The sequence below is a fragment of the Streptomyces paludis genome, assembly GCF_003344965.1.
GTDB lineage: Bacteria > Actinomycetota > Actinomycetes > Streptomycetales > Streptomycetaceae > Streptomyces > Streptomyces paludis.
On the sequence record NZ_CP031194.1, the window covers coordinates 7,403,618 to 7,428,561 of the forward strand.

The following is a 24,944-nucleotide window of genomic DNA, read 5'->3' on the forward strand; positions in this document are numbered from 1 at the left end:
CCCGGGAAGCAGACCGGGCGCGACCGCTCCGGCCCGGAACCCCGGCCCGCCAGGGAGCCCCGGCTGCTTCCCCCCACGCTCCTACACCCCCACGAGGCGCCCATGAACGGCACGCCCGACGCGTCCGTCCAGACCATACTCGACGCCGCTCGCGACCTGATCCGGCTGGAAGCGGCCGCCCTGACCAACCTGGTGGACCAGGTCGACCAGAGCACCGCCCAGGTCGTCGGCATGATTCTCGCCGGAACCGGCAAGGTGATCACGACGGGCACCGGCACCTCCGGCATCATGGCCGAGCGCCTGTCCCATCTGCTCGCCGTCACGGGCACCCCGGCGTTCTACCTCCCCTGCCTGGACGCCCTGCACGGCGGAATGGGCTCGATCGCCCCCTCCGACCTCGTCATCGCCTTCTCCAAGGGCGGCAAATCCGCCGAGCTGACCCAGCTGGTCACCCGGCTGGAGGAGCGCGGCATCCGGGTCGTCGCCGTCACCGAGAGCCCGGCCTCCGAATTCGCCGCCGCCGCCAGCCATGTTGTCACGATCACCACGGACCCGGCGGAGGCGGACCTCGGCGGCCTTGTCGCCACCGGATCCACCCTGGTGGCGGGCGCCTGGGGCGACGCGCTCGTCGCCGTACTGATGAGCGCGCGCCAGTACAGCTGGGAAGAGGTCATCTCCACCCACCCCGGCGGTATCGTCGGTCAGCAGGACACCCTCCCCGCCCGGATGCGTCTGGACCCGCACACCGGACCCGCTGTCGCCGAGGAGGCCCCGTGACCGGCACGCTCGTCGCAGGTGTGGACTCCTCCACACAGTCGTGCAAGGTCGAGCTGCGCGCCCGGGACGACGGCCGTCTCATGGGCAGCGGCTCGGCCCCGCACCCGCCGGCCACCCCGCCGGCCAGCGAACAGGACCCGGGGGCCTGGTGGGACGCGTTCGTCCTGGCCTTCTCCGCCGCCGTGCGCGACGCCGGCGCGGCGCCCGGCGACGTGTCCGCGATCAGTGTCGCGGCGCAGTGCCACGGACTGGTCGTGCTCGACGCCCACGACGAGGTGATCCGGCCGGCCAAACTCTGGAACGACACCACCTCCACCCCCGAACTCCTCGAACTGCGCGCCCGGATCGGCGACGCGGCCCTCATCCGGCGCACCGGATCCCTGCCCACGGCGGCCTTCACCCTGAGCAAGATCGCCTGGCTGGCCCGGCACGAACCGCACGCCTTCGCCCGGGTGCGCCGCATCCTGCTGCCGCACGACTACCTCACCTTCCGGCTCACCGGCCGCGCGGTGACCGACCGCTCCGAGGCATCGGGCACCGCCTACTACGACGCGGCGGAGAATCGTTACCTCACCGAGCATCTGGACCTGGTCGCGGACGCCGACTGGCTGCCCATGCTCCCGGCCGTCCTCGGACCCGACGAACCCGCGGGCGAGGTCACGCCGGCCGCGCTGGACGCCCTGGGCCTGCGCGGTCCGGTCCTGGTCGGCGCCGGCGGCGGCGACCAGCACGCCGCCGCCCTGGGGCTCGGCATGGTCCCGGGCGACCTCATGTACTCCTTCGGCACCTCAGGAGTCGTCATGGGGGTCAGCGAGCAGCCCGTCCACGACCCGGAGGGCTTCGTCGACGGCGTCGCCGACATGGCCGACGGCTATGTCCCCCTGGTCAGCACGCTCAACGCGGCCAAGGTCACCGACACCTTCGCCCGGCTCCTGGGCGTCGGACACGAGGAGCTGTCCCGGCTCGCCCTGCGGGCCCCGGCCCTGGAGCGCCGCCCGGTCATGGCCGCGTACCTCGACGGGGAGCGCAAACCCAACCGCCCGGCCGCCCGCGGGCTGCTGAGCGGCATCACGTCCCACACCACCCGGGAACAACTGGCCCGCGCCGCCTACGAAGGAGTCGTCTTCGGGCTCTACGCGGGCCAGGGACACCTGGAGCGCAGCGCCGTGCCCACCTCCGGACGGGTGCTCGCGGTGGGCGGCGGCGCCCGCTCGGCCGCCTACACCCAGCTGCTGGCCGACACCGTACGGCGCCCGGTCCTGCTGGCCGACGCCGCCGAGGCGACCGCGCGCGGCGCCGCCGTCCAGGCCGCGGCCGTCGCCACCGGCACCCCGGTCGTCTCCGTACGCGACGCCTGGGCTCCGCCCACCCGGGTCGCGGCCGAACCCGGTACGTTCCCGGCGCGCGCCTGGGACGACTACCGGGCCACCGCCGCGGTGACCGGACTGGACCCGGCATGAGCGAGACCGCGCACGACCCCCTCCGCGCTCCTCGCGATCCGCTGCGCGACTGGTACCGGCAGTTCCCGCCGTTCACCGTCGGCGGCAGCCTGTACGCCGTACCGCCCGCGCACCGCGCCGCCACCGCGGCGGCGCTGGCCGCGCGCGACTGCCGGGTGCACATCGACATCATCGTCGACGCCACCGGGCGCGGCCTCGGTGTCAGCGCGCGGGAGCTGGCCGAGGCGCGCGCCGCCGCTCCGTACGCCAGGATCGACCTGCACCTCATCGTCGCGGACACCCTGCCCGCCGCCCTGGCCGCCGAGGTCGTCGGGGAGACGGTCGCGACCGCCCTCCGGACCGGGGCGGAGGCCGTCACCATGGACCTCGCCCGGATCGGCCGGCACCCGGCCGCGGTCGAGGCGCTCCACCGCGGCGGGGTCGCGCTCTGGCTGGAACACACGCCGCGCGCCCGGGTGCTGGAGGTTCCGCCCGGCGTCGACGGCGCGCTCGTCATGTTCATCCCGCCGGGCACCAAGCAGAGCGCCGACCCGTCGATGCTCACCGAGGTCGGCCGGCTGGCCGCCACCCTGCCGACCGCCGTCGACGGAGGCATCACGGCACCGGTCGCCGCGCGGTGCGCGGAACGGGGCGCCGCGTACATCGTCGCGGGCCGCAGTCTGCTCACGGCGGCCGTTCCCTCCGCTCCGGCCCCGGCACCGGCGTCGGTACCCGCGTCCGTACCGGCGCCCGCATCCGTATCCGCACCCGCACCCGCACCTCGCACCGAGAACCACCGAGAGGATCTGCCATGACCAGCACCGGCACCGGCGCCGTCCCGTCCACCATGAGGGCCAGTGTGCTCACCGGTCCGCGCACCCTGACCGTCCAGGAGGTCCCGGTCCCGGAGTGCGCCTCCGACGAGGTCGTGATCCGTGTCGCCGCGGTCGGTGTGTGCGGCTCCGACACCCACTACTTCCGGCACGGCCGCATCGGTGACTTCGTCGTGGACGCGCCCCTCATCCTCGGGCACGAACTATCCGGCCGTATCGTGGCCGTGGGTACGGAGGTCCCCGCCACCCGCGTCGGTGAACGCGTCGCCGTCGAGCCCCAACGGCCGTGCCGCCGCTGCCGGCAGTGCCGCGCGGGCCGTTACAACCTCTGCCCCGACATGGAGTTCTACGCCACCCCGCCGGTGGACGGCGCCTTCGCCGAGTACTGCGTCATCCGTACCGAGTTCGCGCACACCGTGCCCGACACGCTCTCCGACGAGGCGGCGGCCCTGCTGGAGCCGCTGTCGGTGGCCATCACCACCATGCGCAAGGCCGGTGTCGTCCCCGGATCCAGCATCCTCATCGCCGGTGCCGGGCCCATCGGCATCATCTGCGCCCAGACGGCGCGGGCGTTCGGTGCCGCGCGGATCGTCGTCTCCGACCCCGTGGCGGAGCGCCGCGAGCGCGCCCTGCGCTTCGGCGCCACCGAGGTGATCGACCCGCTGGACACCGATATCGCCACCGCCGGCCTGGACGTCGACGCCTTCGTCGACGCCAGCGGCGCCCCGGCGGCCGTCATGGCCGGGATCAAGGCCGTCGGGCCGGCCGGGCGGGCGGTGCTCGTCGGGCTCGGCTCCTCGGAGATGCCGCTGCCCGTCGAGCACATCCAGAACCGCGAGATCACCGTCACCGGCATCTTCCGCTACACGGACACCTGGCCCGCCGCCATCCATCTGGCCGCGACCGGGCAGGTCGACCTCGATGCCCTGGTCACCGGCAGGTTCGACCTCGAACACGCCCCCGAGGCGCTGGAGAGCGACCTCGACCCGGCCGGCCTCAAGTCCGTCGTCTACCCCGTGTCCGCCCCTGCCTCCGTCTCCGCCCCCGCCTCCGCTTCGTAGCGACTCCGCGGTCACGGAAGGCGGTTCGCGCCGCCGCCCGGGGCCGGGTCCGCTCCCGTACTCACCGAAAGGTCACCCGCACATGTCATCTCCCTTCAGCCTGGAAGGCCGTACCGCGCTTGTCACCGGCGGCAACCAGGGGCTCGGCAAAGCCTTCGCGTTCGCCCTCGCGGAGGCCGGTGCCCGTGTCGCCATCTCCGGCCGGCGGGCCGAGGCCAACCGCGCCGCCGCCGACGAGGCCGCCGCGGCCGGCCACGAGTTCGTGGCCATTACCGCCGACATCACCGACGACGCCCAGGTCACGGCCATGACGGAGGAGGCCGAGGCGGCTCTCGGCGGACATATCGACATCCTCGTCAACAACGCCGGTACGTGTTACCACGCACCGTCCTTCGAGGTCACCGACGACCAGTGGTCCTCGGTGTTCGACCTGAACGTACGCGCCCTGTGGAAGACCTCCCTGGCCGTCGGCGCGGGCATGTGCCGGCGGGGCTCCGGCTCGATCGTCAATATCGGCAGCATGTCCGGGCTCATCGTCAACCGCCCCCAGTGGCAGCCCGCCTACAACGCCTCCAAGGCCGCCGTCCACCATCTGACCAAGTCCCTCGCGGTCGAATGGGCGCCCCACGGCGTACGGGTCAACGCGCTGGCCCCCGGCTACACCAAGACCGAGATGGCCCCGGTCGACCGCCCCGACCTGCGCCGCCACTGGATCGACGACTGCCCCCAGCAGCGCGCCGCGCTCCCCGAGGAGATCGCGCCCAGTGTGGTCTTCCTCGCCGGCGACGCCGCCAGTTTCATCACCGGATCCATCCTGGTCGCCGACGGCGGCTACACCGCGGTCTGAACAGGAGACACCCCCATGAGCACCCCCGCCACCAACCGTCAGGTCGTCGTCAACTCCGCCGACGACATCCGGATCGAGCGGATCCCGCGCCCCGAACCCGGGCCCGGCCAGGTCCTCGTCCGCTCCACCGTCGTGGGCATCTGCGGCTCCGACATGCACGCCGTCCACGGCCGTCACCCCTTCGTCAGCCTGCCCATGCGCCCCGGCCACGAGGTGGTCGGAGTCGTCGCCGCGGCGGGCCCCGGGGTGGACCCCGCGCTCACCGGCGGCCGGGTCGTCATCGAGCCCAACCTCGCCTGCGGCAGCTGCGCGCAGTGCGCCCAGGGCCGATACAACATCTGCGCCACCCTCGATGTCTTCGGCTGCCAGACCCCCGGCGGTATGACCGACTACTTCACCATCGCCGCCGACCGGGCCGTGCCCCTCCCCGACGACCTCGACGACCTGCGGGCCGCCCTGGTCGAACCGGCGGCCACCCCGGTGCACGCCGTCCGCCGGGCCGGTGACCTCACCGGCCGGCGGGTCGTGGTGATCGGCGCCGGTCCCATCGGCCTGTTCGTCCTCCTCGCCGCGCGCGCGGCCGGGGCCGCGCACATCGCCGTCGCCGACCTCCTCGACAGCAAGCGGGATCTCGCGCTGCGGCTCGGCGCCGACTCCGTCCTCGACCCGGCGGACCCCGGCGCCGCCGACCACACCGTCACGGCGCTGGACGGCAGGGCGGACGTCGTGTTCGACTGCGTGTCCCGGGAGTCGACCGTACGGCTGGCGATCAACGTCCTGGACAAGGGCGGTCTGCTGATGACCGTCGGTGTGCCCAGCGGCCCCACCTCGATCGATCTCGATCTGGTGCAGGACCGCGAACTCACCATCATGGGCAATCTCATGTACACCCGTCAGGACGTCGACCGCGCCATCGAGCTGCTGCGCGACGGTACGTTCGCGCTGACCGACATCGTCACGGCGACGTACGACATCGAGGACGCCGCCGACGCCTTCCACGCGTCCGACGATCCCCGGCATGTCAAGGTGCTCGTCACCGTCGACCCGTCCTGAGCCCCCCCGGCACCGTCCGGACCCTGAGCCACCGTCCCGCCGACGGTGGCTCAGGTGTTGTGTCCCGGGTGTTGTGCTCCAGGTGTTGTGTCCTCCGGGCGTGTGCCGGGCCGGCCGGCGGTCTCCTACCGGCCCGGGTCGTCGATGGCCGCCACGATCGCGTCCCAGAACCGGGACCTGGCCCGAAGAGCCAAATTCGCCGTCTCCGCGGCCTCCTGCCAGCGGGTGTCGTCGTCGCCGCAGAGATCGGCGACCATCGCCATGGCCATGGGAGTGTGTTCCTCGCCGTCCACCTCGATATGGCGCGCGAGATAGTCGCGGAAGAGGGGGAACCGGTCGGCGCCCTCCCTCTTGATCACCTGGTCGAACATGTCCGGGATGAGGTCCTCCCGGGCGAAGGCGAAGGCCGCCGCGCGGGAGTGGAGCGGTCCTTCGGTGATGAACCCGAAGGTGGTGGTGACGAACTCGGCCGCCGGGCGGGGGACCTGGGCGACGCGCAGCGCGGCGGTGACCTCGTGGCCCTCCACCAGCAGGGCCAGGAAGGTGTCCAGCCGGGTGGTGTCGGCGCCGGCCTCGGCCATCCCGGCGCGGTACAGCTCGAAGTGGCTGGTGAAGCCGGAGCCCAGCTCGTCGCTCTCCTCCACCAGCACGATGTCGTTGATCAGCCGCCGGGCGACCGCCGAGCCCCGCGGCACCCACGGGACCTCCACACAGGTCAGCTCCCGCTGGAGGGACTTCAGCAGCGACATGAAGTCCCACACGGCGAAGACATGGTGCTCCATGAAGGCCGCCAGGTCTTCCCGCGTGTTCATCCGCCGGTAAATCGGATGCGTGGTGACTTCTTTCCGTGCCGGCTCGATCGCGGCTCGTGTCCTGTCGATTCCCTCGTGGGCAATACCCCAGTCATACCTGGACATGGGTCTCCTTCTTGCTCTTTCGGATCCGGCCCCGGATCCGGCTGACGCGGCAGTTCGCATTGCCCCCGAAGTTGCCGCCGGGGCCGATGTTGCCGCTTCCCCGAGTGCCCGGCAAGCGATTCTCGGAATTTGCGGAAGATGGCAGTCCATTTTCTGCGACAAACTTCTTGTAAACGGACAAAGGTTGATAAGAAGCCATGTGTCGGGTGGCCGAAAAAAATCCGTTGAGAGTTGAACAGAATGGTCCCTCTTCCCGTAATAAGGGGCGTGACCAGCAATTCTGTAACCGTCACCATCGCCTATCAGGTGGTGCCGGGCAGTGAGGCGGCTTTTCACTCCTGGGCGTGGGGTGTGCTGGGTGCGAGTGCGCGGCAGTCGGGCTTTCTGGGCGGCGGCGTACTGGTCGGCGGAGAGATGGAGTCGCATGTGATATACCGCTTCGGAAGTGAGGCGTCGGCCCGGATCTGGGAGGAGTCGGAAGAGCTGGCGCGCTGGTCGGACCGGGGGGTGAGGTTTGCCCACGAGACCGGCCGAAGATCGGTGCGGGATTCGAAGATGTGGTTCGATTCGCAGTCCCCGACCGTGTCGGCACCCAGTCCGCCGCCGAAATGGAAGCTATGGTTCGTGAATATGAGTGCGGTCTTCCCGCCGGTGCTCCTGTTCAATCTCTCCGTGCTTCCGTATCTCGGCAGCCTTAACCCGCTGGTCCGCACTCTGCTGTTGTGCCTGGCGGTCACGGCCATTGTCACGTGGATCCTCATGCCGCGACTTCAGCGATTCTTCAAGAAATGGCTGTACCCGCCGTTGCAGGCCCTCCGTGGCCGTCATAAACGACGGGCTGCGCCAGGCTGAGAACGAAATAGGGAGGTGAGCGGGTGAAAACCCTGCTCGTCGACAACTACGACTCGTACACGTACAACCTGTTCCAGCTGATCGCCGAGGTCAACGGCGAGGAGCCGGTGGTCGTCCTCAATGACACCCCGGCCGGCGAGGTCCCGGATCTCCGCGACTTCGACAATGTGGTGGTGTCACCGGGACCCGGACACCCCGGAAAGCCCCGTGACTTCGGGATCAGCGCGATCCTGCTGGCCCGGTCGCCCCTTCCCGTCCTGGGCGTCTGCCTCGGCCACCAGGGCATCGCGGCGGGGGAGCGCGCCCGGGTGGCGCCCGCGCCCCGACCCCGGCACGGACATCTCTCCCGGATCCGGCACAACGGCGAGGACCTGTTCCGCGGACTGCCGCAGGACTTCACCGCCGTCCGCTACCACTCGCTGTCCGTGCGCGAGCCGCTGCCCGCGAGCCTCCAGGCCACGGCCTGGGCCGAGGACGGTGTGCTGATGGGACTGCGGCACCGCACCCGGCCGCTGTGGGGCGTGCAGTTCCACCCGGAGTCCATCCTCACGGAGTTCGGCCACCGGCTGCTCCTGAACTTCCGGAACCTCACCGAGACCCGGCCCCGCCCCGCGAATCCCCGTACCCGCGAGGGAGGTTCCCCCACCGCGCGGACCGGGTCCGAGGCCGCGCCGGTGACCGCGCGGGCGACCGCGTCCGCCCCCCTGACGGCGGCGGTCCTCCCCGGCCCCCGGCGCCCGGCCCCCGCGGCCGGCTACCGGCTGCACACCCGCCGGATCGCCACCGCCGTCGACACCGAGGCCGCCTTCACCCGGCTGTACGCCGACGCCCCGAAGGCGTTCTGGCTGGACAGCTCCCAGGTCGAGGAGGGACGGTCGCGCTTCTCCTTCCTCGGCGACGGCAGCGGCCCGCTGGCCGAGTTCGTCCGGTACGACGTCGAGACCGGCGTCTGCGAGATCGAACGCGAAGGACGGCCCCCGCGCACCGTCCGGACGAGCGTCTTCGACTACCTCAAGCAGCAGCTGACGGCCCGTCATGTCGACCCCGGCGAGCTGCCCTTCGACTTCACCGGCGGCTATGTCGGCTACTTCGGCTACGAGCTGAAGGCCGACTGCGGCTCCCCGAACCGGCACCGGGCCACCACCCCGGACGCCTGCTGGCTCTTCGCCGACCGGCTGATCGCCGTGGACCACCGCGACGGCCACACCTACGCCGTCTGCCTCGCCGAGAACACCCCCCGAGGCACCCGCGCCGCCACCGACTGGCTCGACAGCACCCTCGCCCAGCTGAGCTTCGTGGCGGCGGCCGAACCCGCCGCGCCCCCGCCGCCGTCCGCACCGGACCCCGGCGCCGCCGAACCCTGGCTGGTCCGGGACCGTACGGCCTATCTCGCCGACATCGAGGCATGCCACCGTGAGCTGAACGCCGGCACGAGCTACGAGATCTGTCTGACCAACGCCGCCCGGCTGCCCGCGCCCGACGATTCCTACGCCTTCTACCGGGTACTCCGCCGGCTCAACCCCGCGCCGTACGGGGCCTTCCTGAGGTTCGGCGAGCTGGACGTGGCCGGCTCGTCCCCCGAACGGTTCCTCCGGATCACCCGGGACGGGCTCGCCGAGGCCCGGCCCATCAAGGGCACCGCGCCCCGCGACAGCCGGCCCGAGGAGGACGCCCGGCTCCGCGACTCGCTCGCCGCGGACCCCAAGACCCGCGCCGAGAACCTGATGATCGTCGACCTCCTCCGCAACGACCTGGGCCGGGTCAGCGAGACCGGCACCGTACGGGTGACCGGCCTGATGACCACCGAAACCTACGCCACCGTGCACCAGCTGGTCTCCACCGTCGAAGGCCGGCTCCGCGCCGGCACGGACGCGGTGGACTGCGTCCGCGCCTGCTTCCCCGGCGGCTCGATGACCGGAGCGCCGAAGCTCCGCACCATGGAGATCATCGACTCCCTGGAGACCGAGGCCCGCGGGGTGTACTCCGGCTCCCTCGGCTACCTCGGCTGCGGCGGCGGCGCCGACCTCAACATCGTGATCCGCACCGCCGTCCTCACCGGCGGACAGACCCACCTGGGCGCCGGCGGCGCCATCGTGCTCGGCTCGGACCCCGTCGCCGAGTACGACGAGATGCTCCTGAAGACCGCCGCCCAGATGCGCGCCCACCACGACGTCCTGGCCGCCGGGCCCGCGCCCGTACAGGAGCCGGTCCGGTGACGCCCCCGCCCACCGCCGCCGGGAACCTGGCGGCCCGGCTCGCCGCGCTGGCCGAACACCGCGGCTGGACGTCCCGCCCCGCCTTCCACCAGGACCACCGCACCTGGACCCACGGCGAGGTGCACGGCCTCGCGGCCCGCGCCGCGAGCGTCCTGGCCGGCCACGGAGTGCGCCCCGGCGACCGGGTCCTGCTCGCCCTGCCCGACTCCCTCGCCTGGGTGACGGCCTTTCTCGCCGTCGCCCGGCTCGGCGCGGTCGCGGTGCTGGTCAATCCGGAACTGCCCCCGGACGAGATCGACTTCATGGCCAAGGACGCCGACGCCGCGCTCTGTGTGACCGGACCTGGCCCGGCCGAGCGGTTCGCCGGACGCGCCCGGCTGGGCGGCGACCAGCTCGTCGCCCTCACCCCGGACGCGCCGCCCGCCACCGACGCGCACCCGGCAGGACCCCGCACGCCCCTCTACATCCAGTACACCTCCGGCACCACCGGCCCGCCCAAGGGAGTGGTGCACGGCCACGGCGACCCGGAGACTTATCACACACTCATCGGCGACCGGCTGCTGCGGATCACCGAGGACGACGTCACCCTCTCGGTCTCCAAGCTGTTCTACGCCTACGGCTTCGGCAACGCCTTCGTCTTCCCGCTCTTCTCCGGCTCCTCCGCCGTCCTGGTGGACCACCGGCCGAACCCCGCCGCCGTCGACGAACTCGTCGCCCGCCACCGGGTCACCCTGCTGTACTCCGTACCCTCCGCGTACGCCGCGCTCGTCACCGACCGCGCGTCCGGACACGGAAGATGCTTCGCCTCCGTACGGGCGGCCGTCTCGGCCGGCGAGGCGATGCCCGCCGAACTCGGCGAGCGCGTCACCGAACTGCTCGGCGCCCCCGTGCTGGAACAGATCGGCTCCACCGAGGCCGGGCACGCCTTCTGCGCCAACAGCCCCGCCCACAACACCCCGGGCACCGTCGGCCGCCCCGTCCCCGGCTTCGAAGTGGAGCTGCGCGACCGCGCGGGGCGCCCCGTACCGGACGGCGCCGAGGGCGAACTCTGGCTCCGCGGACCGACGGTGACCAGCGGCTATCTGAACCGTCCCGAGGAGACGGCGCGCACCCTCGTGGACGGCTGGCTCGCCACCCGGGACCTGGCCCGGCGCGAACCGGACGGCACCTACCGCCATCTGGGCCGGGCCGACGACATGGAGATGGTCGGCGGCATCACCGTCTCGCCCCTGGAGGTGGAGGCCGTACTGCGCACCCATCCGGCGGTACGGGAAGCCGTCGTCGTCGCCGTGCCCGACGAGCGCGGCGCCACCGGACTGCGCGCGTACGTCGTCACCGCCACCACGGCCCCACCGGGCCTGGAGGCCGAACTCATCACGCTCGCCCGCGGCGCCCTGGCCGCCTTCAAGGTGCCCAGAGCCGTCCACGTCGTGGCGTCGCTGCCCCGCACCCCCACCGGAAAACTCCGCCGCCACCTCGCCCGCCACGGCGCGTGGTGACGGTGGCCGCGACCATGAACACCGCAGAAAGGAACAGGCCCGTGCGACAGCCGCAGCCCATGCTCTCCGATCGTGGTTTCTACCTGGGTCCCCTCTTCGAGCAGGCGGCCGCCCGGCACGGAGCCGTCCCGGTCACCCTGGACCGTCCGCTCGACATCAGCCCCGGACTCGGGCTCGACCTCAGCTATCCGGTGCTGGCCGGCCTGGTCGAGGAGCTGTCCGGCCGGCTGTGGGAGGCCGGCGTCCGGCCGTCCGAGCAGGTCGCCGTCCACAAGACGGACAACGCCGACATCGCCCTGCTGGCCTGCGCGGTCTCCCGGATCGGCGCCGTCCCCGTACTCCTCTCCCCGGGCCTCGACGGCCCCGTCGTCGGCCAGCTGCTGGCCCGCCTGCACGACCCCTGGCTGATCACCGACCGCGCCAAGCTGACCGGCCCGCTCGCGGACGCCGGCGGCGCCGCGCCCGTACGGCGGACCCTCACCGTGGACGACGGACCCGGCGCCGTACCGCTGGACAAGTACGCCGGAGCCGCGCCCCACGCGGCGGTCCGGCTGCACCCCCGCGAACCCGCGCTGATCACCCACAGCTCGGGCACCACGGGCGTCCCCAAGCTCGCCGTGCACTGCGCCGCCACCATGTGGAACCGGCTCGTCCCGCAGAAGGCCATGGGCTGGCCCACCCGGGGCGAGAACGCCGCGCTGCACATGTCCTTCGCCCACTCCCGCTTCTACCATCTGCTCGGCGTACTGCTGCACTTCGGCAGCCCGCTGCTGCTCCTCACCGACCCGGAACCCGCCGCGGCCGGCCCCCTGCTCGCCCGGCACCGCCCCGGCATCGTCGAGACCCACCCCAACACCTTCGTCCTGTGGGAGGAGCTGGCGGACGCGCCCGGCGCGCCGCTGTCCCGCGTCCGCTCGTACGGCTCCACCTTCGACGCCATCCACCCGCGCACCGTGCAACGGCTGCTCGGGGCCTCGCGGCGGCGCTCCCCCTGGCTGATGCAGCTGTACGGACAGAGCGAGACGGGCCCGGTCGCGTTCCAGTGGTACACCCGGCGCGGCGCCGCGCGCGCCGACGGCCGCCGCGTCGGGATCCCGATCCCCGGCTTCACCCGGATACGGATCGCGGGCGACGACGGCCGGCGCGCCGAGCCCGGGACACCGGGCCGGATCGAGGCCCGCACCCGGGGCCGGATCCTGACGTACCTCGGCGCCCGCGACACCTACGACCGCCAACTCGACGGCGAATGGTGGCAGATGGGCGACATGGGATATCGGAGCCGGTGGGGCGCGCTGTATCTGATCGACCGTGAGATTGACCGGATCGACTCCGTGCACAGCAATCTGGAGATCGAGGACACACTGATGTCCCGGCTCGACGAACTGCGCGAGGTCGTCATCGTCCGCGGCGCCGACCACGAGCCCGTGCCGGTGGTGTGTGTCCGGGGCGAACAGCCCCTGGACCCGGGGCGCTGGCGGGAGGCCACCGCCGATCTGCCGCCGATGGCGGAGCCCCGGCAGTGGCGGTTCGACGAACTGCCGATGACCGCCACCTGGAAGGTCAAGCGGGTGGAGATCACCCGCATGCTCACCGAGAGCGCCACCCCGGCCGGCGCCGTCGCCACCGCCGTCCGGCCCGGCAGTGGCGGCTGACATGGCGCATGTCGTCGTGGTGGGCGCCGGCCCCGTGGGCCTGTCGGCGGCGCTCGGCCTGCGGGCGCACGGACTGCCGGTCACCCTTCTGGAGGCGGATCCCCAGGGCCGCCAACGGCCGGGCAGCCGCGCCCTGTTCGTCCACCGGGAGAGTCTGGCGCTGCTCGACGGGATGCGGCCGGGACTGGCCGGCACGATCACCTCGTACGGCAGCACCTGGCACACCCGGCGCACGCTCTACCGGGGCCGCGAGGTGTACGCCCGTACCTTCCCGGCGCCCGAGGGCCCGCCGCCCTTCACCAGCCTGCGCCAGGTCGACACCGAACGGTTCCTCCTCGCCGCCTGCGAGGACGCCGGGGTGGACATCGTCTGGGACGCCCGGGTGACCGATGTACGGGTCACCCCCACCGGCGTCGCCCTCACCGGCGAGGACGGGCGCGGCTGGACGGGCAGCCATGTCATCGCCGCCGACGGCGCCCGCTCGGCGGTCCGGCGCCTGCTGGACATCCCCATGGAGGGCAGCCACGCGGACGGATTCCACGTGGTCGCGGACATCGCCGACATCCCGGGGGCCGAACTCCCGCTGGAGCGGGTCTTCCACTACGAACACCCCGGGGCCGGCGGACGCACGGTGATGCGGGTGCCCTTCACCGGGGGCTTCCAGGTGGATCTCCAGTGCCGGGAGGACGATCCGGAGGAGTCCTACGGGAGCGAGGAGGCGGCGCGCCGGTGGCTGCCGGGGATCGTGGGGGAGAGATACGCCGAGCGCGTCCTCTGGGTGTCGACGTACCGCTTCCTGCGCAAGGTGGCGGCCTCGTTCACCGACCCCCGCCACCGGGTGCTGCTCGTCGGCGAGGCCGCCCATCTCTTCCCGCCCTTCGGCGCCCGCGGCATGAACAGCGGTATCGCGGACGCGGCGGCAGCGGCGGCGGCCGTCGCCGCGGGCACCGAGGAGGCCGTCGCGGAGTTCGCCGCCGCCCGCCGGGCGGCGGCCCTGTTCAACAGCGCGGCGGCCGGCACGGCCCTGGACCATCTGCGGCCCCGGCGCCGGATCGTCCGGGCCAGACAACGGGCCGCCGCCGCGCTCGCACCCGTACTGCCGCGGTGCGGCGCCTGGCTGGAGCACGCGCCCTACGGGCCGCGCACCGGCTCACCCGCGAGCGCCGGCCGCACCTACTGAAAGAGAGAGTCCGACCATGATCAAGAACGACAGCACGCCGCGTGTGGCGCTCAAGAAGACAACCCCCGAGGTGTCCGGCGCGATGGGCGCGCTGCACGGCGCCGCCGTCTCCGCCGCGCGGGACGCCAAGGTGGAACCGGAGCTGCTGGAACTCATCAGGATCCGCGCCTCGCAGATCAACGGCTGCGCGTTCTGCCTCGACATGCACACGAAGGACGCCCGTGCCCAGGGCGAGAGCGAGCAGCGTGTCCACGCGCTGAACGCCTGGCAGGAGACGCCCTTCTTCACCGAACGGGAGCGCGCCGCCCTCGCGCTGACCGAGGCGGTCACCCTCGTCCACGACGGCCGGGTCCCCGACGAGGTCTACGCGCGGGCCGCGGAGGTCTTCGACGAGGCACAGCTCGCCGCGGTGATCTGGGCGGCCACCGTCATCAACGCGTACAACCGGATCGCGATCGCGACCCGTATGGTGCCGGGGGCGTACCAGCCGGCCCCGAGAGAGAGCTGAGCGCCCCGCCGGGCCGAACTCCCTGTCTGGGCACGGTCAGCGGTCCCGGCGGGCGTTGAGCCGGGCGGCCCGGCGCGTCAGATGGTCGCGCTCGGCGAGATTGGGGGCCCGGTGGGCCGCCTCGGCGTACAGCCGCGCCGCCGTCGCCAGGTCGCCGTCGCGCTCGTGCAGATACGCCGCGACCGCGGTGTGGCGGGGCAGCGAGGCGTCCAGCGCCGCGAGCGCCGCCAGACCGGCGCGCGGCCCGTCGGCCTCCCCGACGGCGACCGCGCGGTTGAGCCGGACGACCGGGCTGTCGTCGGTCAGCCGCGCGAGTTCGTCGTACCACTCGACGATCTGCGGCCAGTCGGTCTCCCCGGCCGTGGGCGCGTCGGCGTGCAGCGCCGCGATGGCGGCCTGGGCCTGGAACTCGCCCAGCCGGTCACGGGCCAGGGCCGCCTGGAGGATCCCGACGCCCTCGGCGATCAGCGTGGTGTCCCACCGGCCGCGGTCCTGCTCGGTGAGCGGCACCAGACTGCCGTCGGCCGCGGTCCTGGCGGCCCGCCGGGCGTGGTGGAGCAGCATGAGGGCGAGCAGCCCGGCCACCTCCGGGTGGTCGATACGGGCCGCGAGCCGCCGGGTGAGCCGGATCGCCTCGGCGGCGAGGTCGACATCGCCGGAGTACCCCTCGTTGAAGACGAGGTAGAGGACGCGCAGCACGGTGGCGACCTCGCCGGGCCGGTCGAACCGTACGCCCGAGACGGTGCGTTTGGCCCGGCTGATCCGCTGCGCCATGGTGGCCTCGGGCACCAGATAGGCCGCGGCGATCTGGCGGGTGGTCAGCCCGCCCACGGCGCGCAGCGTGAGCGCGACCGCCGACGCCGGGGTCAGCGACGGGTGGGCGCAGAGGAAGTAGAGCTGGAGCGTGTCGTCCACCGCGGGCGCCGGACCGGGCGCCGGCTCCTCCTCGACGCGGTACTCCCGCCGGCGCCGGGAGGCGGCGGCGCGCGTCGTGTCGAGGAACTTGCGCCAGGCCACGGTGGTCAGCCAGCCCCGGGGATCCCGCGGCGGGTCGGCCGGCCAGACCCGCAGCGCCTCGACCAGCGCGTCCTGCACCGCGTCCTCGGCCGCCGCGAAATCGGCTCCGCGGCGGACGAGGACGGCGAGCACGCCCGGTGTGAGGCTCCTGAGCAGGGTCTCGTCCATCGGTGACGTCACAGGTCACTCCGTGATGGTGGGCGGCGCGGTGAGGAACGGGCGTACCTCCAGCCACTCGTGGATCGGCCTGCCGCCCGCCCCGGGGGCGGCCGACAGCTCCCCGGCCAGCTCGACGGCGCGTTCGTAGCTGTCGACGTCGATGATCATCCAGCCGGCGATGAGGTCCTTGGTCTCCGCGAACGGCCCGTCGGTGACCGGCGGACGCCCCTCGCCGTCGTAGCGGACCCACGCGCCCTCGGGCGCGAGCGCCTGCCCCTCGACGAACTCGCCCGTCTTCTCCAGCCGGGCCGCGAAGTCGTTCATGTACCCCATGTGGGCGGTGATCTCCTCCGGGCTCCACCGGTCCATCGGTACGTCGTTGACCGCCGCCGGGGCGCCGCGGTAGTGCTTCAGCAGCAGGTACTTGGCCATGGTCGTTCTCCTCGGTGCGGGTGCGGCCCATTGTGGCCGCGTTCACTCCGGGGACGGAGCGGGACGCGGGTTCTCGACATCGCCACCCGATTTTTTTACGACTTCTTTTTACGGCTCTCCTCTTACGGCTCTTCTCTCACGGCTTCGCGGTGACGGCCCGCGCGGGCTCGGCCTCGTCGGCGGTGGCGGAGGCCGCGGCGTGCGCGGGGCGGTGGCGGGGGAGGAAGACGGCGAGGCCGAAGGCGAGGAGGGCCGCGCCGGCGCCGATGGCCATGACCGTCCGGAAGCCGTTCTCGGAGGGCAGGACGCTGGTGCCGAAGGTGGTGGTCATCTGCGCCAGGACGACGCCCGCGACCGCGCTGGCGACCGAGGTGCCGATGGAGCGCATCAGGGTGTTCAGACTGTTCGCCGCGGCCGTCTCGGACGCCGGCACGGCGCCCATGATCAGCGCGGGCATGGCCCCGTACGCGAAGCCGACACCGGCGCCGATGACGCAGGACACCAGCACCAGGTGCCAGACCTCGGACATCAGCAGCATGTTCAGGCCGTAGCCCGCGGCGACGATGAGGGCACCGGCCATCAGGGTGATCTTGGGCCCCCGGGCCCTGGAGATGGCGGCGGACAGCGGCGCCATGGCCATCATCACCAGGCCCTGCGGCGCCATCACCAGACCGACGGCGAGCATCGACTTGCCCAGCCCGTAGCCGGTGGCCGAGGGCAGCTGGAGCAGCTGCGGCAGGACCAGGGACATCGCGAACATCGAGAAGCCGAACGCCACCGAGGCGAGGTTGGTGAAGAGCACCTGGCGGCGGGCCGTGGTGCGCAGGTCCACCAGGGGCTGGGCGGTGCGCAGCTCGTACGCGCCCCAGGCCAGCAGGACGACGACCGCGGTGGCCAGCAGGCCGAGGACCGTACCGCTGGTCCAGCCCCAGTCGCCGCCCTTCGAGACGGCCAGCAGCAGGGACACCAGTCCCACGGCCATACCGAGGGAGCCGACCAGGTCGAAGCGTCCGCCGGTGCGCACCTTCGACTCGGGCACGAACGCCAGGACGAGCGCGATGGCGACGGCGCCGAGGGCGGCCGAGGTCCAGAACAGGACGTGCCAGTCGAAGTTGTCGGCGATCAGCGCGGCCGACGGCAGTCCGAGCGCGCCACCGACGCCCAGGGACGCGCTCATCAGCGCGGTCGACCCGGTGAGGCGCTCGGCGGGCAGCTCGTCGCGCATGATGCTGATGCCCAGCGGTACGACGGCGGCGGCCAGGCCCTGCATGACCCGTCCGGCGATCATCGGGATCAGGGAGTCGCTCAGCGCGGCGACGACCGACCCGGCCACCAGCAGACCGAGGCTGACCAGCAGCAGCCGGCGCTTGCCGAACATGTCGCCGAGGCGTCCGGCCACCGGGGTGGCCACGGCGGCGGCGAGCAGGGTGGCGGTGACCGCCCAGATGGCGTTGGACGGCGAGGCGTCCAGCAGCCGGGGCAGCTCGGGGACGATCGGGATGACCAGGGTCTGCATCAGCGAGACCACGATGCCCGCGAAGGCCAGAACCGCCACCACGGCGTTCGGCCTCGGCGGGGTGGAACCTCGGGCCTCGGTGGCCCGGGCAGGGGCTTCGGACATGGGACTGCCTCCGTCAGGGGGTGAGCAGGGGGGAACAGGGATGAAACGGATTGCTTGACTCACGCAACATAATACGCTTGATTGAGTTAAGCAAATGATGCTGGTGGGGGGCGTGGGACCGGGTAGTCCGCTCGGCGGCCGTCATCGGCGCAGCGGCAGTTCGGCGACGACTTCGAAGCCGCCCCCGGGCCGGCGGCCCGCGTGGAGCCGGCCGCCGGCCGAGAGGGCGCGCTCGCGCATACCGAGGAGCCCGAAACCGTCGCCCGGCGGCGGGGCGCCGGGGGCGGAGGGCGAGCCGGGGGAGGGGGACGAGCCGGGGGAGGGGGACGCCGTACCTCCGTCGTCGGAGACGGTGATCTCCAGCAGGTCCCGCGTGTAGGCGAGCCGCACCTCGGCGGCGCCGGTGGCGGCGTGCTTGGTGACATTGGTCAGCGCCTCCTGCACGATGCGGTACGCCGTGAGATCCGCGCCGGGGGTCAGCGGCGCCGGGGGCCCCTCGACGACGACGGTGACGGCGAGTCCCGCGCCGCGGAACGAGGCGGCCAGGCCGGGCAGCCGGTCCAGCCCGGGGGCCGGCTCCGGGGACCGCTCCGGATCGTCCGTGTGGCGCAACAGGCCGACGACGGCCTTGAGTTCGCGGATGGCCGAGGAGGTGCTGTCGGCGAGTTCGCCGACGATCCGCTCGGCCTCGCCGGGCCGGGTACGCAGCGACCGCGCGGCGGCGCCCGCCTGGATGTGGGCGAGGACGAGATGGTGGGCGACGACATCGTGCAGTTCGCGCGCGATCCGCATGCGCTCCTCGGTGACCCGGCGCCGGGTCTCCTCCTCCCGGGTGCGTTCCGCGTGCTCGGCCCTGGCCCGTACCGCGTCCAGATAGGCCGCGTGGATCCGGCCCACGGTGCCCAGGGAGGTCGGCAGCAGCAGCCAGGCCGCCGGGCCGACCAGCTTGAGGACCAGCGGTTCCCCGGCGGGGCCCGCGAGCAGCGCCGTACCCGCCAGCAGCGCGATGACGACGGCGGTGCAGAGGTTCGCGGTCCCGCGGCCGGTCCGCCCGGCCAGCGAGTAGAGCGCCACCAGGAGCGCTCCCAGCAGCAGGACGGTGACGACATAGCCGAGCGCGGTGATGGCGACGGCGCAGACCGCGGCCACCGCCACCGTGGTACGGGGCCGGTCGCGGCGCCACAGCAGGGTGGCGCAGGAGACCCCCGCCAGGCCCTGTCCGGCAAATAGCGCCGTCCGCCCGTAGGGCGGGGCTCGCGGCGTCTGGTGCGTGCGATCGCAAGGCGGAGGGTCGTCCTCGTACTGGACGTACTTGGACGGGCCCGACAACGCGGCGAGCGTGCGTGCCAGGCGTCGTGAGCCAGGCGGGATTTGCCGGACAGGGCCTGGCAGCACCCCGGGCCACCACGGGGGTCCGGGGGAGCGGCCCGGCAGGGTGATCATGCTGCCGGGGAAGGAACAGGCGAAGAGCGCCAGGGCCAAGGCCGCGTCGACGGTACGGGGATGGCCGCGCAGACGCCGCCGCAAGCTGTCGATCATGAGGTCGGGTCCTGTCCGGCGTCCTGTCCGGGCGGCGCCGGTGCTGGTGCCGCGGCCGGAGAGGTGCCGCCGTGGGCATGGCCGGTACGTACGGGGGCGGCTGAGGCCGGGCGGCGGGGCGCCGTACCGGAGCCGGGCGGCGCGCCGGTTCCCGCCGACCGGTCCCGGTCGGCGGGAACCCGGAGGCCGTCGGTGTTACGCCGCCGGGCCGTCGAAGGTGACGACGACCTTCTCCGCCGCTCCCGGCGTGAGGGTGAGGTCGAAGGCGCGCCCGACCTCGGAGAACGGGACGCGGTGGCTGATGAGCCGGGCGAACCGCTCCTGGTGCTCGACGATCTCCGGGGTGACCTCGAAGATCTCCGTGGGGTAGCCCTGGGAGGCGATGAGGGTCAGCTCGCTGCGGAGCATGCCGCCGAGATCGATGGCGGCGGACTTCTTCTGGACGGCGACCATCACCATCTTCGCCCCCCACTTGGCGGACGCCACGGTCGCGTCGAAGACGGCGGGCGCGCCGGCGGCGTCGATGTAGATGTCGGTGCCGGCCCTGGGCTGGCCGAGGGCGTTGACGGCCTCGCCGTGCAGCTCGGTGAGGCGGGCGGTGACGTCCTCGGTGGCGGAGTTGATGACGGCGTCCGCGCCGATGGCGAGGGCCGTCTCCAGCCGCTCGGGGATGACGTCGGCGACGGTCACATGCTCGACTCCGCGCAGCTTCAGCCAGATGGCGGCGCCCAGCCCGATCGGCCCGGCGCCGAAGACGACGACCTTGTCGGCGGGGCGCGCCCCGGAGCGGTTGACGCAGTGACGGGCGACGGCCATGGGCTCGTTGAGCGCGGCGACGTCGAAGGGGACGGTGTCGGGGAAGACCGCGACGTTCTTGCCCACGGCGGCGCCCTCGATGAGCAGATACTCGCGCATCCCGCCCAGCTCGCCGCCGCAGCCGATGATGCCGGAGGGCACGCCCTGCGGGTTGACGACCACACGGTCCCCGGCCTTCAGCCCGGTGACCTCGGCGCCCGCCTCGACGATCTCACCGGCCGGCTCGTGCCCGAGGGGCAGCGGGATCATCGACCCGCCGGGGCCGAAGGGGGCGCCGCCCATGTGCAGGAAGCTCACATCGGTGCCACAGATGCCGCAGGCGCGGACCCGTACCACCACATCCCGGGGGCCGGGGACGGGCCGCTCGATCTCCACCACGTCGACGGTGTTCGGCGCGGTGCCGGTCTGGACGGACTTCATCGTGGCCATGGGGGCTCTCTTCTCCTCGGAGGTACGGAAAAAACAGGAAAACCGGCCGGGTGCGCACCCGGACCGGGACCCAGTTGCTTGAGTTAGGCAAGCATAAATGAGTTACTTGAGTCAAGCAAGCTTCTTATGCGTTGCTTAAGTTACGCAACTATCGGTTAGGGTGGCGGCATGTCCCCACAGTCCCCCGGCGCGGACCCCGTCTCCGCTGATGTGATCGAGGTCGAACGGCTTCTCACCCGTATCGCCTATCTGGCCGGCGGTGTCCGGCAGCACGGGCAACTCGCGGCCGAGGCCGGGCTGTCGCTCGACCGGGCCGCCGTGGCACTCCTGCGCCACGTCGCCGACAGCGAGCCGCTGCGCCCGGGGGAGCTGGCGGCCCGGCTCTCCGTGGAGGCGTCCCACATCACCCGCCAGCTGCGGCAGTTGGAGGCCGGCGGCTATGTCGTCCGGGTGCCCGACCCGGACGACCGGCGCGCCCGGCGGGTCCGCCTCACCGACGCAGGCCGGGACGCGATCGACCGGATCCGCGCGGTGGGCCGCCGGGGCATCGAGGTGGCGCTGTCGGACTGGTCGCCCGAGGATCTGCGGCGGATCGCCGGGCTGTTCGACCGGCTGGTCGACGACTTCGTCGCGCACGCCGCCCCGAACGCCGCGCTGCGCGATGTCGTCGCCGAGGACGCGGCCATCCGCGAGGGGCTCGACGGCTCCGGCACGGTGCCGTCCCCCCGGACGCCTCCGGGCCAACCGCCGCGGCGGTGACGGGCCGGCGGATCAACAGACCTCTCCCGTAGGGGAGTTGGGCCCCAGGACCGTCAGGCGTCCGAGGTGTCCGCTGCCGGATCGCCGGACTCCGGGCCGAGCAGCGCCAGGAAGTCCCGGAACGCCGTGGGCATGTCGACCGCTCCCGGGTCCAGCAGCCACTGGAGCTGGAGCCCGTCCATCACCGCGACGAGCAGGGGAGCGGCGCGCTCGGGGGTGAGCCCGCCCGGCAGCCGGTCGCCGTACTCCCTGCGCAGCACCTCGACCAGTGACGCACGGACCTGCGCGTAGCGGTGCTCGAAGAACTCCCGGGCCGGATGGTCCTCGGTGACACTGTCACCGGCCAGCACCGTGAAGGTCTGTACGACACCGGGCCGGTCCGCGTTGTACTCCACCAGCCGCGCCAGGGTCTCCAGCGGCCAGGGCTCGCCCTTGGTCGCGGCGGAGGCCATGTCCCATTCGTCGCGGGCCTCCAGGACCGCGACCATCAGCGCCTCCTTGCCGGGGAAGTGGTGCAGCAGACCCTGCTGGGTCAGCCCCGCCCGCTCGGCCACGGCCGCGATCGACGTACCCCGGTAGCCGCGCTCGGAGATGATCTCCAGAGCGGCCTGGATGATCTCCGCGCGCCGGTTCGAGGCCCGGAGTGCCCGGCCGCCCTGTCGTCCCGGGGAGTTGCCTGCCATGGCGTGAGCCTAACGCGCCGGAGGAGCCTCTCGTGACGTAAGAATTACGAATGTATAACGACACCTACCGGAAATGAGGTCCGCGGGGTCACTATGCAGACACCACTTCCGACTGCCGCCCGGCTCAACGACCCACCACGCGCCACCACGACCCACAAGGAGTGAACTCCTCATGACCGACTACGCCAAGACTGTCGAGGACGCCGTCGAGACCGCGCTCGGCAAGCTCGATCTGGACGACAAGGCGCGGCTGCTGGCCGGGCAGGACATGTGGTCGCTGCCGGCGTTTCCGGGGATCGGGCTCGGTTCGCTGGTGATGTCGGACGGTCCGGTGGGGGTCCGGGGGGTGCGCTGGACGGCGGATGATCCCTCGGTCGCGCTGCCGTCGCCGACCGCGCTGGCGGCGAGCTGGGATCCGGGGCTGGCGCGGCGGGCGGGGCGGCTGCTGGCGCAGGAGGCGCGCCGCAAGGGTGTGCATGTGCTGCTGGCTCCGACGGTGAATCTGCACCGGTCGCCGCTGGGCGGGCGGCACTTCGAGGCGTACAGCGAGGACCCGTACCTCACGGGCGAGATCGGCACGGGATACGTGCTGGGCGTCCAGGACGGCGGCGTCGGCACGACCGTCAAGCACTTCGTCGCCAACGACGCCGAGACCGACCGCTTCACCGTCGACAACATCGTCGCCCCCCGCCCCCTGCGCGAGCTGTACCTCGCCCCCTTCGAAGCCATCGTCAAGAACGCCCACCCCTGGGGCATCATGGCCGCCTACAACCAGGTCAACGGCTCCACCATGACCGAACACCGCTACCTCCAGAACGAGGTGCTGCGCGGCGAGTGGGGCTTCGACGGCTACATCGTCTCCGACTGGATGGCCACCCGCTCCACCGCCGCCGCCGTCAACGGCGGCCTCGACGTGGCCATGCCCGGCCCCCGTACGGTCTACGGCGAGGCCCTCGCCGCGGCCGTACGGAGCGGAGAGGTGGCGGAGGCGGTCGTCGACGGCGCCGTACGCAACGTCCTGCGGCTGGCCGCCCGCGTCGGCATCCTCGACGGCACCCCGCCCGCCGTCACCGAACTCCCCGCGCACACCGACGGCCCGGCGCTCGCCCGCGAGATCGCCCGCCGCTCCTTCGTCCTCGTCCGCAACGAGAACGGCACCCTGCCGCTCGCCCCCGGCGCGGACGCCACCATCGCCCTGATCGGCGCCGCCGCCCGCGAGGCCCGCGTCCTCGGCGGCGGCTCGGCCCAGGTCTTCCCCGCCCATGTCGTCTCCCCGCTGGAGGGCCTCACCGCCGCCCTGCCCGCCGGGGCGACCCTCACCTACGCCACCGGCGCCGACCCCACCGACGAACTCGCCGCCGCGGGCGCGGGCTTCACCCTGCGGGCCGTCGTACGGGACGCGGCCGGCGAGATCCTGGGCTCCGGTCCGCTGCCCAGCGGCCAGATCCAGTGGTTCGGCAGCGACCTCCCCGACGGCGTCACCTACGAGGCCCTGCACAGCGTGGAGGTGACCGGCACCTTCACCCCGCGCGAGAGCGGCCCGCACACCTTCGGCACCAAGGGCCTCGGCGGCTTCAAGCTGGCCGTCGACGGCCGGGTGCTCTTCGACGGAGTGGCGAGCGCCACGAAGGACGACCCGTTCGAGGCGTTCTTCGGCGAGCCGGTCCCGCGCGGACAGGTCGACCTCACCGCCGGCCGGAGCGTCGAGGTCAGCCTCTTCCACATCGCCACGAAGCCCGCGGACGCGCCGATCCAGTCGATCGGCTTCTCCCTCGCGCACCGCGCTCCCGAGCGCGACGCCGACGAGATGATCGAGGAGGCGGTGGCCGCCGCCGCTGCCGCCGGCACCGCGATCGTCGTGGTGGCCACCACCGACCGCGTCGAGAGCGAGGGCTTCGACCGCACCTCGCTGGCCCTCCCCGGCCGGCAGGACGAACTCGTCGCCCGCGTCGCCGCCGTCAACCCCCGTACCGTCGTCATCGTCAACTCCGGCTCCCCGGTGGAGCTGCCCTGGCGTGAGGACGTCGCGGCGGTGCTGCTCGGCTGGTTCCCGGGCCAGGAGGCCGGCGCCGCGCTCGCCGATGTGCTGCTCGGCGCCGCCGAACCGGGCGGCCGGCTCCCCACCACCTGGCCGGTGGCCCTGGCCGACGTCCCGGTCACCCAGGTCGTGCCGGACGACGGGGTCCTCCGCTACGACGAGGGCGTGCTGATCGGCTACCGCGCCTGGGAGCGCGCCGGCACCGTCCCCGCGTACCCCTTCGGCCACGGCCTCGGCTACACCACCTGGTCGTACAAGACCATCGAACTGACCGGCCGCACCGCCAAGGTCCGCCTCCGCAACACCGGTTCCCGGCCCGGCCGCGAGGTCGTCCAGCTGTACGTGAGCCCCGAGGCCCCGGAGACGGCCGGGACGCCGGGGACGCCCGAGGCCCCGGAGCGCCCGGCGCGCTGGCTGGCCGCGTTCGGCTCGGCCGAGGCCGGGCCCGGCGAGACGGTCGATGTCACCCTGGAGCTGCCGGAGCGCGCCTTCCAGATCTGGGACGAGACCGCCGGCGACTGGAGCACCGTCCCCGGTGTCTACCACCTCGCCGCGTCGCACTCGCTCACCGACCCCCGGATCTCGATCTCGCTGCGCGTCGGCGGCTGACGGACCTG

General features: G+C 72.9%; 21 protein-coding genes. 14 read left to right on the forward strand and 7 right to left on the reverse strand.

What is annotated here, in order from left to right:
* Positions 1-102 precede the first annotated feature (102 nt).
* The 6 genes from DVK44_RS32495 (at position 103) to DVK44_RS32520 (ending at position 6,010) form a co-directional block, all read left to right on the forward strand.
* Positions 103-777, forward strand: a complete 675-nt coding sequence (locus DVK44_RS32495; RefSeq protein WP_114664197.1) for an SIS domain-containing protein — start codon at positions 103-105, stop codon at positions 775-777.
* Positions 774-2,237: a xylulokinase gene (xylB, locus tag DVK44_RS32500; protein ID WP_114664198.1), complete on the forward strand. Its 1,464-nt coding sequence runs from the start codon at positions 774-776 to the stop codon at positions 2,235-2,237. The genes DVK44_RS32495 and xylB overlap by 4 nt, the downstream gene beginning before the upstream one ends.
* Complete coding sequence (locus tag DVK44_RS32505; protein ID WP_114664199.1) at positions 2,234-3,031, forward strand: beta/alpha barrel domain-containing protein; 798 nt, start codon at positions 2,234-2,236, stop codon at positions 3,029-3,031. The genes xylB and DVK44_RS32505 overlap by 4 nt, the downstream gene beginning before the upstream one ends.
* Positions 3,028-4,110 carry an NAD(P)-dependent alcohol dehydrogenase gene (locus DVK44_RS32510; RefSeq protein ID WP_114664200.1) on the forward strand — a complete coding sequence of 361 codons (1,083 nt, stop codon included), beginning with the start codon at positions 3,028-3,030 and terminating at the stop codon, positions 4,108-4,110. The genes DVK44_RS32505 and DVK44_RS32510 overlap by 4 nt, the downstream gene beginning before the upstream one ends.
* Before the next feature lie 82 nt (positions 4,111-4,192).
* The gene (locus tag DVK44_RS32515; protein ID WP_114664201.1) at positions 4,193-4,957 is read left to right on the forward strand and encodes an SDR family NAD(P)-dependent oxidoreductase; all 765 of its coding nucleotides are present in this window, start codon (positions 4,193-4,195) and stop codon (positions 4,955-4,957) included.
* 15 nt (positions 4,958-4,972) lie between these two features.
* Positions 4,973-6,010 carry a zinc-dependent alcohol dehydrogenase gene (locus DVK44_RS32520; protein ID WP_114664202.1) on the forward strand — a complete coding sequence of 346 codons (1,038 nt, stop codon included), beginning with the start codon at positions 4,973-4,975 and terminating at the stop codon, positions 6,008-6,010.
* A 125-nt stretch (positions 6,011-6,135) separates the two neighbouring features.
* Here the strand turns inward: DVK44_RS32520 and DVK44_RS32525 are convergent, their stop codons facing one another.
* Positions 6,136-6,987: a DUF3050 domain-containing protein gene (locus DVK44_RS32525; RefSeq protein WP_331461642.1), complete on the reverse strand. Its 852-nt coding sequence runs from the start codon at positions 6,985-6,987 to the stop codon at positions 6,136-6,138.
* Between the two features lie 180 nt (positions 6,988-7,167).
* Between DVK44_RS32525 and DVK44_RS32530 the strand changes: the two genes are divergently transcribed.
* Genes DVK44_RS32530 through DVK44_RS32555 form a run of 6 tightly spaced genes read left to right on the forward strand, consistent with a single transcriptional unit; the run spans position 7,168 to position 14,834 of the window.
* Positions 7,168-7,779 (forward strand): hypothetical protein, encoded by a 612-nt coding sequence (locus tag DVK44_RS32530; RefSeq protein WP_114664203.1) that lies wholly within the window; start codon positions 7,168-7,170, stop codon positions 7,777-7,779.
* Between the two features lie 23 nt (positions 7,780-7,802).
* Positions 7,803-9,995 (forward strand): aminodeoxychorismate synthase component I, encoded by a 2,193-nt coding sequence (gene pabB / locus DVK44_RS32535; RefSeq protein ID WP_114664204.1) that lies wholly within the window; start codon positions 7,803-7,805, stop codon positions 9,993-9,995.
* The gene (locus DVK44_RS32540; RefSeq protein ID WP_114664205.1) at positions 9,992-11,494 is read left to right on the forward strand and encodes an AMP-binding protein; all 1,503 of its coding nucleotides are present in this window, start codon (positions 9,992-9,994) and stop codon (positions 11,492-11,494) included. The genes pabB and DVK44_RS32540 overlap by 4 nt, the downstream gene beginning before the upstream one ends.
* A gap of 14 nt (positions 11,495-11,508) precedes the next feature.
* Positions 11,509-13,146, forward strand: coding sequence for a class I adenylate-forming enzyme family protein (locus tag DVK44_RS32545; protein ID WP_114665587.1), 1,638 nt, complete (start codon positions 11,509-11,511; stop codon positions 13,144-13,146).
* 1 nt (position 13,147) lies between these two features.
* Positions 13,148-14,326 (forward strand): FAD-dependent monooxygenase, encoded by a 1,179-nt coding sequence (locus tag DVK44_RS32550; RefSeq protein ID WP_114664206.1) that lies wholly within the window; start codon positions 13,148-13,150, stop codon positions 14,324-14,326.
* 16 nt (positions 14,327-14,342) lie between these two features.
* Positions 14,343-14,834, forward strand: coding sequence for a carboxymuconolactone decarboxylase family protein (locus tag DVK44_RS32555; protein ID WP_114664207.1), 492 nt, complete (start codon positions 14,343-14,345; stop codon positions 14,832-14,834).
* A gap of 36 nt (positions 14,835-14,870) precedes the next feature.
* Here DVK44_RS32555 and DVK44_RS32560 read toward each other — a convergent pair whose 3' ends face one another.
* The 5 genes from DVK44_RS32560 to DVK44_RS32585 form a co-directional block, all read right to left on the reverse strand.
* A complete protein-coding gene (locus DVK44_RS32560) occupies positions 14,871-16,019 on the reverse strand; it encodes an RNA polymerase sigma factor (protein ID WP_114664208.1) in 1,149 nt (382 codons plus the stop codon).
* 15 nt (positions 16,020-16,034) lie between these two features.
* Complete coding sequence (locus DVK44_RS32565) at positions 16,035-16,442, reverse strand: YciI family protein (protein ID WP_114664209.1); 408 nt, start codon at positions 16,440-16,442, stop codon at positions 16,035-16,037.
* Between the two features lie 136 nt (positions 16,443-16,578).
* Positions 16,579-18,063, reverse strand: a complete 1,485-nt coding sequence (locus DVK44_RS32570; protein ID WP_114664210.1) for an MFS transporter — start codon at positions 18,061-18,063, stop codon at positions 16,579-16,581.
* A 141-nt stretch (positions 18,064-18,204) separates the two neighbouring features.
* Positions 18,205-19,602, reverse strand: coding sequence for a sensor histidine kinase (locus tag DVK44_RS32575; RefSeq protein ID WP_228447465.1), 1,398 nt, complete (start codon positions 19,600-19,602; stop codon positions 18,205-18,207).
* Positions 19,603-19,797: 195 nt separating this feature from the next.
* Positions 19,798-20,847, reverse strand: coding sequence for a zinc-dependent alcohol dehydrogenase (locus DVK44_RS32585; RefSeq protein WP_114664211.1), 1,050 nt, complete (start codon positions 20,845-20,847; stop codon positions 19,798-19,800).
* 168 nt (positions 20,848-21,015) lie between these two features.
* On the opposite strand from DVK44_RS32585, the gene DVK44_RS32590 reads away from it, so the two are divergent.
* Complete coding sequence (locus DVK44_RS32590) at positions 21,016-21,606, forward strand: MarR family winged helix-turn-helix transcriptional regulator (protein ID WP_114664212.1); 591 nt, start codon at positions 21,016-21,018, stop codon at positions 21,604-21,606.
* Between the two features lie 53 nt (positions 21,607-21,659).
* On the opposite strand, the gene DVK44_RS32595 is transcribed toward DVK44_RS32590, so the two are convergent.
* Positions 21,660-22,289, reverse strand: coding sequence for a TetR/AcrR family transcriptional regulator (locus tag DVK44_RS32595; RefSeq protein WP_114664213.1), 630 nt, complete (start codon positions 22,287-22,289; stop codon positions 21,660-21,662).
* 172 nt (positions 22,290-22,461) lie between these two features.
* On the opposite strand from DVK44_RS32595, the gene DVK44_RS32600 reads away from it, so the two are divergent.
* Positions 22,462-24,936 carry a beta-glucosidase H gene (locus DVK44_RS32600; protein WP_114664214.1) on the forward strand — a complete coding sequence of 825 codons (2,475 nt, stop codon included), beginning with the start codon at positions 22,462-22,464 and terminating at the stop codon, positions 24,934-24,936.
* Positions 24,937-24,944 lie beyond the last annotated feature (8 nt).